The 15,243-nt window shown below is 65.6% G+C and carries 12 protein-coding genes; 2 read left to right on the forward strand and 10 right to left on the reverse strand.

The features are described from left to right. Positions 1–4: 4 nt before the first annotated feature. The 5 genes from RAD10_RS20810 to hydA form a co-directional block, all read right to left on the reverse strand. On the reverse strand, positions 5–1,624 hold the full coding sequence (locus RAD10_RS20810) for an ABC transporter substrate-binding protein (RefSeq protein WP_461619041.1): 1,620 nt from the start codon (positions 1,622–1,624) through the stop codon (positions 5–7). A 118-nt stretch (positions 1,625–1,742) separates the two neighbouring features. After that, the gene (locus RAD10_RS20815) at positions 1,743–3,179 is read right to left on the reverse strand and encodes an NAD(P)-binding domain-containing protein (RefSeq protein WP_461619042.1); all 1,437 of its coding nucleotides are present in this window, start codon (positions 3,177–3,179) and stop codon (positions 1,743–1,745) included. Next, positions 3,176–3,925: an SDR family oxidoreductase gene (locus RAD10_RS20820; protein ID WP_461619043.1), complete on the reverse strand. Its 750-nt coding sequence runs from the start codon at positions 3,923–3,925 to the stop codon at positions 3,176–3,178. Before RAD10_RS20820 ends, RAD10_RS20815 begins: the two co-directional genes overlap by 4 nt. 1 nt (position 3,926) lies before the next feature. Further along, positions 3,927–4,901 (reverse strand): NAD-dependent epimerase/dehydratase family protein, encoded by a 975-nt coding sequence (locus tag RAD10_RS20825; protein WP_461619044.1) that lies wholly within the window; start codon positions 4,899–4,901, stop codon positions 3,927–3,929. Positions 4,902–4,917: 16 nt separating this feature from the next. After that, complete coding sequence (hydA, locus tag RAD10_RS20830) at positions 4,918–6,387, reverse strand: dihydropyrimidinase (RefSeq protein WP_461619045.1); 1,470 nt, start codon at positions 6,385–6,387, stop codon at positions 4,918–4,920. 56 nt (positions 6,388–6,443) lie between these two features. On the opposite strand from hydA, the gene RAD10_RS20835 reads away from it, so the two are divergent. Next, positions 6,444–7,106: an aspartate/glutamate racemase family protein gene (locus RAD10_RS20835; RefSeq protein ID WP_461619046.1), complete on the forward strand. Its 663-nt coding sequence runs from the start codon at positions 6,444–6,446 to the stop codon at positions 7,104–7,106. On the opposite strand, the gene RAD10_RS20840 is transcribed toward RAD10_RS20835, so the two are convergent. The 5 genes from RAD10_RS20840 to RAD10_RS20860 form a co-directional block, all read right to left on the reverse strand. Continuing rightward, positions 7,103–7,771: a flavin reductase family protein gene (locus tag RAD10_RS20840; RefSeq protein ID WP_461619047.1), complete on the reverse strand. Its 669-nt coding sequence runs from the start codon at positions 7,769–7,771 to the stop codon at positions 7,103–7,105. The two genes, RAD10_RS20835 and RAD10_RS20840, sit on opposite strands and share 4 nt — an antisense overlap. Next, entirely contained in the window at positions 7,768–8,700 is a 933-nt protein-coding gene (locus RAD10_RS20845) for an N-carbamoyl-D-amino-acid hydrolase (protein ID WP_461619048.1), read from the reverse strand. Before RAD10_RS20845 ends, RAD10_RS20840 begins: the two co-directional genes overlap by 4 nt. A gap of 130 nt (positions 8,701–8,830) precedes the next feature. Then, complete coding sequence (locus RAD10_RS20850) at positions 8,831–10,126, reverse strand: aminotransferase class III-fold pyridoxal phosphate-dependent enzyme (RefSeq protein WP_461619049.1); 1,296 nt, start codon at positions 10,124–10,126, stop codon at positions 8,831–8,833. Between the two features lie 10 nt (positions 10,127–10,136). Then, positions 10,137–11,717, reverse strand: coding sequence for a hydantoinase B/oxoprolinase family protein (locus tag RAD10_RS20855; protein ID WP_461619050.1), 1,581 nt, complete (start codon positions 11,715–11,717; stop codon positions 10,137–10,139). Continuing rightward, on the reverse strand, positions 11,714–13,723 hold the full coding sequence (locus RAD10_RS20860; protein WP_461619051.1) for a hydantoinase/oxoprolinase family protein: 2,010 nt from the start codon (positions 13,721–13,723) through the stop codon (positions 11,714–11,716). Before RAD10_RS20860 ends, RAD10_RS20855 begins: the two co-directional genes overlap by 4 nt. 637 nt (positions 13,724–14,360) lie before the next feature. On the opposite strand from RAD10_RS20860, the gene RAD10_RS20865 reads away from it, so the two are divergent. After that, entirely contained in the window at positions 14,361–15,155 is a 795-nt protein-coding gene (locus tag RAD10_RS20865; protein ID WP_461619052.1) for an AraC family transcriptional regulator, read from the forward strand. Positions 15,156–15,243 lie beyond the last annotated feature (88 nt).

A 15,243-nucleotide genomic window follows, 5' to 3' on the forward strand; every position in this document is an offset into this window, starting at 1 on the left:
GCTATCACTTGCGGCTGACGTCGCGATAGTCGACCTGGCGGTGGAACTCGTAGGTGTAACCCTCGATCGAGGACGCCATCACCGCATCCTGGTTCGGCTGCCACAGCATGATTTGCGGCATCAAATCGAAATGCATCGCGTTGAGCTTGCGGCCCGCTTCCTCGTACTTCGCCTTATCCGACTCGAAGCGGGCTTCCTGCGCGATCGCGGCAAGGTCCGGGTTGTTGATCGAGCTGTAATTCCAGCGCTGATTGCCGGTGTAGAAGTTGCGGTAGAAGTAGTCCGTGGACGGCAACCAGGCGACGATGCCTTCGGTGTAGAAGGGCAGCTTCTTCTCGTTGATCTGCGTCGACATCTGCGCATCCGGCAGTTTCTGGATGTCGACCTTGATCCCGATCTTGCCGAGCGACTCCTTGACCAGCGCCGCCATCGGCTCGGCGGTCGAGGCCTGGCCGACATTGAAGCTGAAAGTGGTCGAGAAGCCTTCGGGGAGCCCCGCGGCCTTGAGATATTCCCTGGCCTTGTCGAGATCGATCTTGACGGGTTGCTGGAACGGATAGATCCCGTTCAGCGGCTTGCCGTCCGGCCAGCTCGCACCGAACAGCGGCGCGCCGCGACCGAACAGAGCGGCCTTGAACATGTCGTCATAGGGCAGCGCAAAGGCGACGGCGCGGCGGACATTGACGTTGTCGAAGGGCGGGATCTGGTTGTTCATCGAGACGAAGGTGATCGAATTGTATTGCGGCGTCGAGATCACCGTCAACTTGCCCTTGGCCTCCAACGACTGCACGTCGCTGGCCTGGAGATCGACCACGAGATCGGCATCGCCGCGCTCGACCAGATTGGCGCGGGTCGCCGGCTCCGGCACCGACTGGATGATCACGCGCTTGAAGAAGGCAGGCTTGTCGGGCGAACCGCGATTCCAGGCCTCGTTGCGCTTGACGATCACCTGCTCGCCCGGCTTGAACGTCTCGATCATGTAAGCGCCGCTGCCGGCGGTGTGCTCCTTCAGCCAGGCGGTGGCCCAGGGATCATCCGCGGTCGCGTGCTCCTTCGCCACTTTCGAGTTGATGATCATGGGATAGACGGTGGCCAAGTTTGGCAGCGCGAGCTTGTCGGGCTTCGGCAACGTCACCTCGATGGTGAGGGGATCGATGACCTTGAACTGGTCGGCCGACGTCAGGGAGCCGGTCAGAAGCTGCGCCTTGCCGAGGATCGGCGCGGTGACGCAGCGATCGAGCGACCATTTGACGTCCTCGGCCGTGACCGGCGAGCCGTCCTGGAATTTTGCGTCCTTGCGCAGACGGAAGGTGAGCTTCAATCCGTCGGGGCTGACGTCGTAGGATTCGGCGAGCTCGCCGGTGATCTTGTCGAGATCGAACACCCATTTGCCATTGAGCTGCTTGCGGCCGAACGCCACGAGCCGGTCGTACGTGCTCATGCTCAGCGCGAACGATTCCCGCGTCGAGCCCGGGATGTTGGGATCGAGCGTATTGACGGATGCACCGGTGACATAGCGCAGCGTCTCCGCCCGGGTTTGCGCCTGCAAAGGCGCGGTGGCGATGAGCAACAGCGCAGTGGCAGCGAGCACGGAGGACGCCGGCCTGAAAGACACAAAACGCATTCGTTTTCCCCAAGATTTCGACAACAACGCCAGCAAGGAAGGTTAAGAAAGAAGCAAGTTGCGCGCCAGTCTCATGGAGCGCTGTCGCGGACGCTTCGTCGCGGTGGCGCATGGATGATCATCGCAATTCCCCACTGTTTCGCGCTTGCCGCGTGACCACCGCCTGCGGCACGTCGTAGGCGCTGAGTGAGGCCCAGTGCCGCGCAACATCAGCGCGGAACAGGCCGCGCGTCAGGCCATGAACCAGCTTTGGCACCGCGGTCGTCATCGCGTTGATCGATGAACCCGACGGGCCGAAACTCATGGTCGAGGCGATGGCGAACAGATGGATGTCGGAAATCCAGGGCGTCTCACCCGGCACGCGCTCGGTGAAGGCGAAGTCGTCGGCGAGATAGGGGAAACGGCCGAGCCGCGCGTTGCGCTCGTTGTCCGGCGGCAGGTAACGGTCGGCCCAGGTCGCGATATTGCCGGCAAATCGGCTGAGCTCGCCGCGCGCGGCAAAGTTCATGTCGATACCGGTGCCGCAGATGACGAAGTCGGCCGCGACAGTGCCGCGCGGCGTGTACAATTCAATGCCTTTTCCGGTCGCGCGCGCGGCTTCGATCGGCGCGCCCTCGTGCAACGTGAAATTGGCGTGGCGCGCGCAGCGGTCATAGGTCGCTTGCGGAAATCCTTCCCGCATTTCGAGGATGGTGCGCATGAAGCGCCAGCGCCAGGCATCATCGAGATCGCTGAGATGACGCAGGAAGCCGCGGAAGGTCAGCCAGCGATAGGGCTGGATCACCTGGATCTGCGCGCGCCGACAGAGCAGGTGCACCTCACTGGCGCCCGCCTCCAGCGCCGTGGCCGCATTGTCGAACGCTGATGCGCCGGCCCCGATCACGGCGACGCGCTTGCCGCGAAGGTTTTCGAAATCGATCTCGTCGGCGACGGTTGCGACCGAGCGTGCCGGAAGATCGCGCAGCGGCTCGGGGATCATCCAGCCGCCCATGCCCTCCTGTCCCGTCGCCAGCACGATCTTGCGCGCATGGAGCGTCTCGACGCCATCGGCACTCTTCACGACGGCAGCCAGCAGGCCGTCGGCTGCCGGCGCAATCTCCAGAAGCTCGCAGCCGTTGCGCACAGGTAGGTCTATCGTGCGCCGCAGCCAGAGCAGATAGTCCGCCCAATGCTCGCGCTCGATCAGGCCAAGCCCCTGCCAGCTCTCCTTGCCGAAGCGGGCTTCATGCCAGGACTGATAAGTCAGGCTCGGGATATCGAGATCGGGCCCCGTATAATCCTTCGGGCTGCGCAACGTCGGCATGCGGGCATAGCTCAGCCACGGACCCTCTTTCCCCTCCGCGGCCTTGTCGAGCAGCAGGATGTTGCTGACGCGCGAGCGCATCAGACCGAAGCCGATAGCTACGCCGGATTGGCCGGCGCCGACGATGAGCACGTCCAGCGCAGGCTTGCCGTCCGGGCCCATCTTCGGCTCCAGCCAGGCGGCGCCGGGATGCGCGATCCTGGCGAGATCGGCGCGAATGCCCGCTTCGAGCTGTGTCAGCGCATCACTCATGCCGCGAGCCAACCTCCGTCGACCACCATCACCGTGCCGGTCGTGAACGAGGAGGCATCGCTCGCCAGATGCAGCGCGGTCTGCGCGATCTCCTCGGCCACACCGAACCGCTTCATGGCATGGCGGTTGCGGGAGGCTTCGCGCACCTCGTCCGCGTTGGCGTGCCGGGCAAAGCTGCGACGAAGCATCGGCGTATCGATTGCACCCGGCGCGATCGCGTTGACGCGGATGCCGTCGGTGGCGAAATCCACCGCCATCGTGCGCGTCAGGCTGACGATGGCGCCCTTGGCGGCGATGTAGGCGCTGTTGCCCTTGCCGCCGGCGATCGCAAGTTGCGAGGCCAGCGTGATGATCGAGCCGCTGTTCTGCCGCTGCATCTGCGGCACCGCAGCCCGCGCCCACAGCCAGGTGCCCCCGACATTGGTACGGAACACGGCGTCCCAATCGTCCTCGCTCGTCGTCAGCACCGTGCCACCGACGGAGAATCCGGCCGCCGTCATCACGATGTCGATCCGGCCGTGCCGGGACACGACATCGCTTACGACAGTCTCCGCGAACGCGGCTTCGCCGACATCGCCGATATGCGTCGTGGCCTCGCCCACCAAGCGCAACGTCTCTTCGAGCCCCGCGGCATCGCGATCGACCAGAGCGAGACGTGCGCCCTCCTCCGCGAACAGCTTTGCGCTGGCCCGGCCGATGCCCGAGCCCGCTCCGGTGATGATGGCCGTGCGCCCCTGCAGCCGCATGTCAGATCCCGTCCTTGTGCTGCATCCACCAAGCGCTCATCGCAGCGGCCGATTCCGCGCAGCCGAACCGGGCGCGCCAGCCGAACTCATCGGCCATCCGCTTGATCGACAGCGGCGCCCGATCCCCGCCGTGGAGCTTGATGAAGGTCTTCTCTCCGGGAGACGCGAGCCGACACACCAGCCCCGGATGCAACGCCGCAAAGGCCTCGCCCCATTGCAGCGCCGACCAGGCCGCACCGCTGGAGATGTTGTAGAGCCGGTGGCGCGGCCGCTCGGCTTCGATCAGCAGTGCCACGGCCTCGGCGGCGTCCGGCGCATAGGTCCAGTCCTTCATTCCCGGCGCGGGCAAGCGGGCTGGCTCGCCACGCGCGAACGCTGCCAGAATCTGAAACTGGAGGCTCGGCGTGTCCCGCACGGAGCCGGGCCGCTCCCATGGACCGAACACGGCACTCAGACGGACGCTCAGGAAGTCGCCGCCAAAGAGCTCGGCATGGCGTGCCACGGAGCGCTCCGAGGTGAACTTGCTGATGGCGTAGAACGAGACGGGATCGCAGGGCGTTTCCTCGTCGAGCACCGTGACGCGCTGGCCCGCAGCGCCATAAGCCGACGCCGACGAGAGATTGACGACACGGCGAACACCATGGCGGATCGCGGCTTGCAGGATCGGAATCTGCGCCATCACGTTGATCTCGAGAACACGCGCAGTCGACACCCGCTCGAGCTCTTCACCGGCCGTAACTGCCGCGCCCAGCACGATCGCATCGCAGCCCCCGGCGATGAGGACGTCGAGGCCTTCCGCGTCGGTGATGTCGCCCTGAACGACCTTCAGCCGCTCGCGACAATCGGCCAGCGATCGCTGCGCAGTCGGCGGCAGCGGCGCGCGATCATACAACGTCACCTCATGCCCGCGCGCGAGCAGCACCTCGGCAAGGTTGAGGCCGACAAAGCCGGTGCCGCCGAAGATGACGATCCTCATCGGGCGCGATCCACCATCACAGGAGCTTTGCTCCAAAGTTCCGTTCCGGATCCATGTCGGCGACGAGACGGCCGGTGGGCTTGGCCGCCTCGCCACCGCTGCGCGCCAGGAATTTTCCGCTGCCGGCATCCGCGAGGCACTCGTTGCCGTCGATGACCACCCGGCCGCGCGACAGCACCGACACCGGCCAGCCCTTCAGCTTGCGGCCCGCAAACGGCGTGTAGCCCGTGAGATCGTGCATCATCTCGTTCGCGATCGTGACCTCGCGGTTGGGATCCCAGATCGCGATATCGGCATCGGCCCCGACCGCAATCGAGCCCTTGCGCGGGTGCAGATTGTAGATCTTTGCCGGCGCGGTCGACGTCAGCTCGACGAACTTTTCCAGGCCCAGCCGCCCCTTCGAGACCATCGCGTCGAACAGCAGCGGCAGCCGCAGCTCCAGCCCCGGCAGGCCGTTGGCGACCTGCTTGAAGTTCGGATTGGGTCCAGCGCGCAGCTTGCCGGTCTCATCGAACCGATAGGGCGCGTGATCCGACGAGACGGTCTGGAGATCGCCGAGCGACAGCGCCTGCCACAGCGCCTCCTGATCTGCATGCGTGCGCGGCGGCGGGCTGCACATCCACTTGGCGCCCTCCGCACCGGGCTTGTCGAGATCATTGGCAGTCAGGAACAGATATTGCGGACAGGTCTCCGCAAAAACCTTCAGCCCCTGCCCGCGGGAGTCGCGGATTACCTTCGCGCCTTCTGCGGTCGAGACGTGGAAGATCATGATCGGCTGGTCGATCAGCGCCGCCATGCCGATCAGCCGGGTGAAGGCTTCCGCTTCCGACACACGGGCATGGCTAACGGCGTGGTATTTCGGCATCGTGTAGCCGCGCGCGAGCAGGCGCTTCACCATCCAGGCGATGATGCCGTGGTTCTCGGCATGTGCGCACAGCATCGCGCCGGACTGGCGCGCGGCGAGCAGGATGTCGAGCAGCGGCTCGTCGTCGACCTTGAGCCGGTCATAGGTCATGAAAATCTTGATCGAGGCGTGGCCCTGCTTCACCAGCGCCGGAATGTGCTCCTCGACCGTCTCCTTGGTCGCGTCCGCGATGATCATGTGAAAGGCGTAGTCGATCACGGCGCCCTTCTTCGCCAGCGCGTGATAATCCTCCACCACCTGCGGCAGCTTCATGCCGACATGCTGGGCGGCGAACGGGATCACCGTGGTGGTGCCGCCGAATGCGGCGGACACCGTCGCGCTCTCGAACGTGTCGGCGTTCATGATGCCAGCGGCGGACAGCTGCTCGATATGGGCGTGGCTGTCGACGCCGCCCGGCAGCACCAGCTTGCCGCGCGCATCGATCTCGCGCCTGGCCGCCGGAAGCCCGCGGCCGATGGCTGCGATGGTCTCGCCTGAGATGGCGACGTCGGCCTCGAACACATCGGTGGTGGTGGCGACGCGTCCGCCGCGGATGATCAGGTCGTAGGTGGGTTCAGTCATGAGGCACTCCGTGATAGGCTTGGGCAAATGATCTCCAAGTTCGCAGGAAGACCATCATGTCCCGGCCGCGCATTCTCGTCATCAATCCGAACTCCAACCCTGCAGTCACGCAAGGGCTGGAGGATGCGTTGAAGCCGCTCGATTTCGAGGGCGGGCCGGAAGTCGTCTGCCAGACGCTGGCAGAGGGTCCGTTCGGCATTGAGAGCCAGGCCGACGTCGACGGCGTCGCGATGCCGCTGCGACGGCTGGTCGAAAGCGACAACAGCTCTTCGGCTTTTGTCATCGCCTGCTACAGCGATCCCGGCCTTCAGGTCTGCCGCGAAGGCACCGACCGGCCCGTATTCGGCATTGCCGAGTGCGGCGTGCTGACCGCGCTGGCCCGCGCCGAGACCTTTGGCGTCATCGCTATCGCGCAGCGCTCGATCCCGCGGCACATGCGCTATCTCAGGCAGATGGGCCTGACCGATCGCCTCGCCGGCGAACGGCCGCTCAACATGAGCGTCGCGGAGACCGCCTCGGGCGAAGGCACGCTGGCGAAGATGATCGAAATCGGCCGCGCGCTGCGCGACGAAGATGGCGCTCGCGCCATCGTGATGGGTTGCGCCGGCATGGCGCGGCACCGCCGCCCGCTCGAAGACGCGCTCGGTATCCCCGTGATCGACCCGACACAGGCGGCGGTCACCATGGCGCTGGGTACGGTGCAGTTCTCGGCTCACTAGGCGTCCTTCAGCTCTTTGGCGTCCTGCCGCGCGCGCCATTGCGCGTGGCTCTCGCGCGCCAGCGAAAAAACATCCCGCTGGGTGGTGTAGAGATTGCCGAACATGCGGCCGATCGGCCGGTAGGCGTCGAGATCGACATACATGTTGGCCTCATCCACCAGCCCCTCGCGGGCGTGAACCCTGAGTACCTCGCCGACCAGCAATTCGCGATCGGGCGAGAAGGTGAGCACCACGTGGCGCCGGCATTCGAGCGCGAAGGGTGCGGCGGCGAGGCGCGGCACTTTCACATCGACGGAGGGAAGCGTTGCGAGCCCGGTCGCGGCGACCTCGCTGTCGCCGGAGGGGAAATCGACCGCGCAGTCGTTCATCGTCACCGACAGCGCCTCATCCACCATGTGCACGACGAACTCGCCGTCGCGATGGATGTTGCGGGTGGTGTCCTTCGGGCTGTGATCCGGCCTGTGCTGAAGACCGAGCACGATCAGCGCGGGGCTCTCGGAGAACACGTTGAAGAAGCTGAACGGGGCCGCATTGACCGCCCCGTTCTCGTCCAACGTCGTCACCAGCGCGATCGGCCGCGGCACGATTACGCCGCAGAGCAGCTTGTAGCGATCGCGCGGATCAAGCTCGCGCAAGGAAATGCCATGATCCGACATCGGCGTCATTTCTCCGGCGGCGGCACCGCGCCGGTTTGGCTGGTGATCAGGCCGTAATGCTCGATCCGGCGATGCTGCGCGAAATTGAAGATCGTGGTCTTGCCGAAATTTGTGGCGTCGAGATCGCAGGGATGGACTAGAAGCTCGTCGTCCTCCGTCCTGGCTTCCGCGACGATCTCGCCGTTGGGATCGACGATCAGGCTGCCGCCGAACAGCGGATGGCCATCCTCATTGCCGGCCTTGGCCACCGCGACCACCCAGGTCGAATTCTGATAGGCGCCGGCCTGCACGGAAAGGCGGTTGTGAAACAGGCGCTTCTCGACGCCCTCCTCGCTTCGCTCCGCATTGACGGAGGGCGTGTTGTAGCCGATCAGCACCATCTCGACGCCCTGCAGGCCCATCACGCGATAGGTCTCGGGCCAGCGCCGGTCGTTGCAGATGGCCATGCCGATGATGCCGCCCAGCTCGCGCCAGACGTTGAAGCCGAGATCGCCGGGCTCGAAATAGCGTTTCTCCAGATGCTGGTGCGAGCGCTTGGTGTCGTAGTCCACATGGCCCGGCAGATGGACCTTGCGATATTTGCCGACGATCTTGCCGGACTTGTCGGTCAGGATCGCCGTGTTGAAGTGATGGCCGTCCGGCGTCAGCTCCGCATAGCCGAAGTTCATCGCCATCTGGTGCTGCGCCGCGCGCTCGAACAGCGGCTTCGTCGCCGCGTTCGGCATCTCGCGCTCGAACCAGATGTCGAACTCGGCGCGGTCCTCCGCGTACCAGCGCGGAAAGAATGTCGTCAGCGCCAGTTCCGGATAGACGATCAAATCGGCGCCCTTGCTCTTGGCTTCGTCCATCAGCGCGATCATGCGCTTGACTACGACCTCGCGACTATCGGCCTTCTGGATCGGGCCCATCTGGGCGGCGGCAACATTGACGATACGCATCAGCGATTTCCCGGTGATCTCTTGGAGGAAGTGAAAGCTTCAACGAATTGCCGGCGCGTGCAGCATAACGCGGCACCGCCGAAGGTTTCCAGCCGGATGGGCTGGACAGTTTTTGTAGCGTGATCGGCGCTCATCCGTGCTCCTCATCGGCAACATCGAGGCCGTAGTCGAGCGCGTCCAGAAGCTGGTCGGCCTCACGTTCGGACATGACGAGCGGCGGTGCCAGGAACAGCGAAACCTGCTCGCCGCTGGTTCCGATCACCGCGCCGGCTTCCAGCGTCCGCGTTGCGACGCGCGAGGCGATCGGCACTTCGGTGGTGTCGGCGTGCCAGGAGCGCCAGTCCGGTCCGTGCAGCTCCACCGTCCAGTGCAGCCCCTGCCCCGCTACGCGCTGCACACTGGGATGTTTCTGCGCGATCGCGAGCAGGCGGCGGCTGAACAGCTTTTCGAGGCTCTTCACATGCTCGAGAATCTTCTCTTCGCTGATGACCTTCAGGTAGGCGCTGACCGCGGCCATGCTGATCGGGTGGCCCCGCAAGGTGCCGTAATTCTGCCAGCTCGTGCCTTTCAATCGCTCGACGAGCTCTTTCGACACCACGACCGCCGCCACCGCGGCCGCGCCGCCGCCGAGTGACTTTCCGAGCGTCACGATATCGGGGCGACTTTCGGCGCCCTGAAACGCGAACCAGCGCCCGGCGCGACCCGCCCCGGTGACGACCTCGTCGGCGATCCAGTATGAACCGGCCTGTCGCGCGCAGCGAGCCACTTCGTCCTGATAGGCGCCGTCGTAATAGATGCCGCCCTGGGTGTAGTCGATGATCGTTGCCGCGGCATCCGACAGCAGACGCGTGGCGTCGGCCAGATATTCGCTCGGCGGCTGGTTGTTTGCCGGCCCACCGTAGATCGCGCCATCCGGCGCCGGCAGGATTCGCACCGGCGCCATCGGCGCCGGCAGCCTGGAGCCGCCTGAGTGCACCGCAAGGCCACCGTGCCATTGCGGCTGCACGGTCATGCTGCGCGACAGGCCCGTGATGCCGTGATAGGCACGCTCGCGTGTTGCCAGCGCCGAGCGCTGCGTCAAGGCCTGGCAGAGCGACAGCGCCATGTCGTTGGCCTCGCTGCCGCTGATGCAAAAGCGCACCGCGCCGACCCATTCCTCTTCGCAGCCGAACGCCATCGCCATCAGGTCGTCGGCGGCCCGCTCGCGGCCGACCCAGGTCCAGCCCTCGTTGACGACGGGCGTATCCGCCGCGCGGCGGATCGCCTCCACCATCGCGGGATGACGGTGACCGAGACCGCCGCCGGTGTTGCTGCCGTCGATGAGCTTGCGGCCGTCCGCAAGATGAAAATAGACGCCCTCGCCGCCGACCACGGCCATGGGCGCGCTGTCGCCCGCGTTCAGCCCGGTTCGCAACAATTTGCTCATCGCAATCCCTTCACTCCGCAGCTTCAGCGCCGTAGCCGCCGCCGCCGCAAGTCTCGACGGTGACGAGATCGCCGTGCTGCAGCACCAGGTTGGATTTGCCGTCGATCGCGACGTTTGCGCCCTGCCTGACAAGCGAGATGCGACAGGCCTTGCCGGGTTCACCGCCCTGCATGCCGAACGGCGGAATCACCATCCGCTCGATGCAGGTGGTCAGATGCATCGACGGAGCCAGAATGCGGTAAGCGCGTACGACTCCATCGCCGCCGCGGAAGGCGCCGGCGCCGCCGGATTGCCGACGGATGGCCTGCTGCTCGAGGCGGATCGCGTAGTTCGCCTCGATCACCTCAACCGGCGTGTTCGAGGTGTTGGACAGATGCACCCGGGTCGCCGAGATGCCGGCCCGATCGTGACGCGCGCCTTCGCCGCCGCCGTGGACCTCATAGAGCATCTTCCAGGAACCGTCCTGCCGCGGCTGCGCAAAGAACAGGACGCCCGCGGTGGTCGCGCCGCCCGCGGACAATCGTTCGGGGATGGTGTCTTGCATGGCGCGGAAGATCGCATCGACAATGCGCATCGACGTCTCGTGGTTGCCGGCGGCGACGGAGGCCGACCAACCCGGCTCCAGGATCGAGCCCGGGCGGGTGATGATGGTCAGGGGGCGGAGCGCGCCGGCGTTCTGCTGCATGTCGCGCCCGCTCATGATTCGCGCGGCATAGGCGACGGCCGAACGCGCCATAAACGGGGTCGTGTTGCAGAAATTCGAGACGCGGTCGCAGCTCCCCGAAAGGTCGAAGGTCGCCTCGTCACCGGCAATGGTAATCCTGACGTGGATACGCGCGGGCGCGTCGTTCACGCTGCCGTCGTCGAGATGGTCCTCGCCTTCGTAGACGCCATCCGGCAAGGCGCGCAACGCTTCGCGCATCTCGATTTCGGAGAGATCGTGCAGGCGCGACTGCGTCGCGGTGAACACTGCCTTGCCGTGCTCGCGGCAGAGATCGACGATGCGCCGCTCGCCGGCCTTGGTCGCCGCGATCTGCGCAAGCAGATCACCCTCACAGGATTCGGCGTCCCGAACATTGGCCTTGAGCAATTGCACGATCGGCGCGTTGACGCCGGCCGCGGTCGCGATCAGCACCGGCGGGATGCGCATCGCCTCCTGGAACGTGTCGATCGCCTTGGCAAAATAGCTGCCTGGCCAGGTGCCGCCGATATCCGGCCAGTGCGCGAGGCTGACCGCGAACGCCACGATCTCGCCGTCGACGAAGACGGGGCGCACGACCTTGACGTCGTTGAGATGATTGCCGCCGAGCGCGCCGACATTGTAGATCAGCACATCGCCGTCGTTCAGGCTGTCGCGCGGCACCACCTTCAGCAATTCGGGGACTGTGTAAGCCATCGCGCCAAGGTGGATCGGGATGTCGCGGCCCTGCCCGACCAGGCCGCCACGACCATCCGTGATCGCCGACGACAAATCGCCGGCCTCGCGCAGCAGCGGCGAGCGCGCCGAGCGCGTCATCACCAGGCTCATCTCCTCGGCCGCGGCGGAGAGCCCGTGCCTGATGACTTCGACGACGAACGGATCGAGCTTCATGTTGCCCTCCGCGTCAGGAATAGATTGCCTGAAACGTCCGGCCTCGCCTGCCAGCCCGGCGGCACCACCACCGTCGACCAGGCGTCTTCGATGATGGCCGGGCCGCAGACGGTGTCGGCCAGCGAGGCACGGTCGATGATTCCTGTCGCGATGTCGTGGAAGCCATCGAACGAACAGAGGCGCGTACCTGACGACAGCGCCCTCGCCGCCGTCGCCGGCCGGCTCACCACCGTTGTCGACGGCCGGCGCGCCTGTACCCGCACGGATTCGATGACGCAGGGCTCGCTCGTCGCATAGCCGAAGAGTTCGTGATGCCGCGCCAGAAAATCGCTCTTGAGGCTGATCACGTCGAGCGGCAGTGCGAGCGGGACTGGAATGGCGTCATTCTGCGCCGCGTAACGCATCAGCACCACCAGCTCGATCTCGATCTCCTCCTGTGCGACACCGTTGGCGATGAGCGGCGCCGAAGCATCGTCGATCAACGCTCCAATGCGCTCCGATACGCGTACGAGATCGATGCCGTCGAGGCCAGCGCGCAAGGTCTGCTGCTGCAGGAAGCTGAAATCGGCGGTGAGACAGCCCAGCGCCGAGAACGCGCTCGATGCGCTGGGCACGACGACCTGCGCAATCCCATAGAGATCGGCGAGCCCCGCGGCATGCATGGGGCCGCCGCCGCCGAAGGCGAGCAGCGTGCAGTCGCGCCCGTCGATGCCGCGCTCGACCGTGACGCGGCGCAGCGCACGGGCCATCGTCGCGTTGGCGACCTTGATGATGCCGAGCGCCGTTTCGGTCAGGCTCAGCCCCAACGCCCCCGCGATCGGCTCGATGACGCGCCTGGCCGCATCGATGTCGATGCCGATGCGGTCGCCAAGCTTCGTTTCGTGATTGAGATAGCCGAGCACGGCGTTGGCGTCGGTGATGGTTGGCTCGGCGCCGCCGCGGCCGTAGCAGGCCGGACCCGGCTCGGAACCGGCACTCTCCGGCCCGACCGTCAGGCCACCCGGGCCGCTGCGCACGATCGATCCGCCGCCCGCCCCGATGGAGTGAACCGCGAGCATAGGCTGGCGCAGCGGCTTGTCGCCGAGCATGCGGCCGTCGGTCATCTCGGCCTGGCCGTCGACGATCAGGCACACGTCCGTCGTGGTGCCGCCCATGTCGAAGGTCAGCATGCGCGGCGTGCCGAGCTGGCGTGCGATGCTGACCGACGCCGAGACGCCAGCAGCCGGGCCCGACATTGCCATCACAAGCGGGCGACGTTTCACCGCGGAGATCGGGATCATGGCGCCGGCGGAATGGAACACCTGCAGGCCGGGACCAATCGGCAGGCGTTGCTCCAGCTCGCTCAGATACTCGACCGCAATAGGCATCGCGGCCGCGTTGAACACGGTCGCCGAGGTCCGCTCATACTCGCGTGCCTCGGGGTTGACCTCATGTGACAGCGAGACATGGGCGACGACGTCCTTGAGGCGCTCGCCGAGCATTTTTTCGTGCACGGGATTGGCATAGGCGTGAAGGAGAGCCACCGCGACGCTCTGAACGCCGGTCTCCTTCAGCCAGGCCACCAGGCGCTCGATCTCCGCTTGTTCCAGCGGCTTCAGCACGCGTCCCTCGTGATCGAGGCGCTCGGCGAGCCCGAAGCAGCGCTCAGGCGGCACGAGCGGCGGCGATTTCGGCGGAACGTCGAGACGGTAGAGATCGCGGCGGCGATAACGCGCAATCTCGAGCACATCGGCAAATCCCTCGGTCGCGACCAGCGCCACCTTCGGCAGCCGGCCCTCGACGATGGCGTTGGTCACGCGCGTGGTGCCGTGGACGAAGCGCCTGACCTCGCTTTTGCGCAGGCCCACCGCGTCGATCGCTTCCAGCATCGCCTGAACCGGAGCGTCGGGGCGCGACGGCACCTTTGCGATCCGTGCCTCCGATGAATCGCGCCGGATCGCGATGATGTCGGTGAAGGTGCCACCGATATCGGTGCCGACCTCCCAGTGATTTTCGGAGGAGCTCATGTGCGGGGGCAGCGACAGATGAGATCCGAACCCGATGCCGGGCTGTTACCGTCCATCGCGACATCCAATGCCCAACCGAGAGCGCTCATCATGCATCCCTTGTCTTGCCATTGTCCGCGAGTGTGCGACAGAGCGGTCAGGTCGGGATAGAGCCAGAGTTGTCGCAAATCACCGGGCCGCGCCGCGAGCCGCAAATTCGGTTGCACGTTTTGGTGCAGCTGTGCCCGCGCGGAGAGCATGCAGACGTGGACTGCTGGACGCCAGCAGAGTGCATCGCACCACGGATTTTTCGGCGCAAACCGTCACGTCCGTTGCACTGCAATCCGAATGTCTAAAATCACCTGTCTAATTTGCAGGCGATCGGAGAGCGCGGCGCGAGGTTCGGATGCCTATGAGCTATGCACGGCAGGCGGCTCAGCCTTTCTTTATTGTACGGTCAGTAAGCGAGGATATCCTCCGGTCCAATCGGTGGGCGACAGCGCAGCTATCCGTCGAGACGAGTTGGTTAGAAGCCATCGAGATTCGGGCGTCCTGCGTTGAAAGTCGTGATCACGGGCCAGATATTGCCTGAACCCGCCAGTCATGTTCGGATCGACCATCGCCTGCCATGCCCTTCTTCCGGCTCAATGACGACCATATGAACCCCGATGATCTCGGGGATTTCGATCCAGAAAACGTGCCGCGTGCCGTCGCCGCTTTCGGGGGCCACATGGTCACCAAGGGCATGGAGCTGGCCATGCACGAGCATCGCAAGGACGAGCTCGTCCTGACCATGCGCGGCCTCGTCAGGCTGGAGGCCGGACACGGCGTCTGGATCGTCCCGCCGCGCTGTGCGGTGTGGATTCCCGGGCATGTTCCACACAGCGTCAGCGTCGCCGGCGACGTCGAGATGCATTGCCTGTTCGTCGAACCGGAGGCGGTGCCGGCGCTTCCACGGCAATGCTGCGCGCTGACGATCTCGCCCTTGCTCGAGCGTTTGCTGGTGCATGCCACCCACATGCCAGTGATGTACGATCTCGACGGCGCCGACGGCAGGATCGCCGCGGTGCTGCTCGACCAGCTGTCGCTGGCTCCCGCCGAAGAGCTGCGCTTCCCCATGCCGGCCGATGCCAGGCTGCGCCGGATCGCCAGCGCGATGATGACTGATCCTTCCGATCGCGCGACGATCGAGGATTGGAGCCGGCGCATGGCCGTCGCGCCGCGCACCCTCACCCGCATCCTGCAACGCGAGACCGGCATGAGCTTCGGCCGCTGGCGCCAGCAGCTCCACATCCTGATCGCGCTTCAGCGCCTCGACCAGGGCGCATCGGTCCAGGCCGTGGCGCTCGATCTCGGCTATGAGGGAGCCAGCGCCTTCGTCACCATGTTCCGCAAGGCGCTGGGCAAGCCGCCGGCGCGATATCTGGCCGAACGCCGCATCGGCGCACACTGACCGGAATTCGCAATCGATTGTCCCGTTCGCGGAATGCGATCTGAGGGACCATTTCGTATCCAGGCTCCGAAGCGCCCGGCGGGCGCAT

Source organism: Bradyrhizobium sp. 23AC, from assembly GCF_054863025.1.